Here is a 415-nt window from a genome sequence, read left to right as displayed (position 1 = left end):
GTGTTCAGCTCTTCAACGCTTTTTTCGCGCAGCTCTTTCGCTTTCATTACATCACCGTCTTAGTTACAAAGGTGGTTTTGATAGGCAGTTTAGCTGCTGCCAGCTTGAATGCTTCACGAGCAAGCTCTTCTGATACGCCGTCCATTTCATACAGGACTTTACCCGGCTGGATTAAGGCAACCCAATACTCCACGTTACCTTTACCTTTACCCATACGCACTTCAAGAGGCTTTTCAGTGATAGGTTTGTCCGGGAACACACGGATCCAGATTTTACCCTGACGCTTAACTGCACGGGTCATAGCACGACGTGCTGCTTCGATCTGACGTGCGGTCAGACGACCACGGCCAACAGCTTTCAGACCATAAGTGCCGAAGCTCACATCCGCGCCTGCTGCCAGACCGCGGTTACGGCC

At 51.3% G+C, this 415-nt stretch carries 1 protein-coding gene; it reads right to left on the bottom strand.

Going from position 1 to position 415, the window contains the following annotated elements; translation table 11 throughout:
• Positions 1-46 precede the first annotated feature (46 nt).
• A partial coding sequence (gene rplP, locus EVJ33_RS15795; protein ID WP_131438377.1) for a 50S ribosomal protein L16 occupies positions 47-415 on the bottom strand: 369 nt, incomplete at its 5' end.

Origin of the sequence: Exiguobacterium sp. SL-10 (genome assembly GCF_004337025.1) — a bacterium.
GTDB lineage: Bacteria > Bacillota > Bacilli > Exiguobacteriales > Exiguobacteriaceae > Exiguobacterium.
The sequence above is the reverse complement of the archived record's forward strand: the minus strand, read 5'-3'. Positions and strand labels throughout refer to the sequence as shown.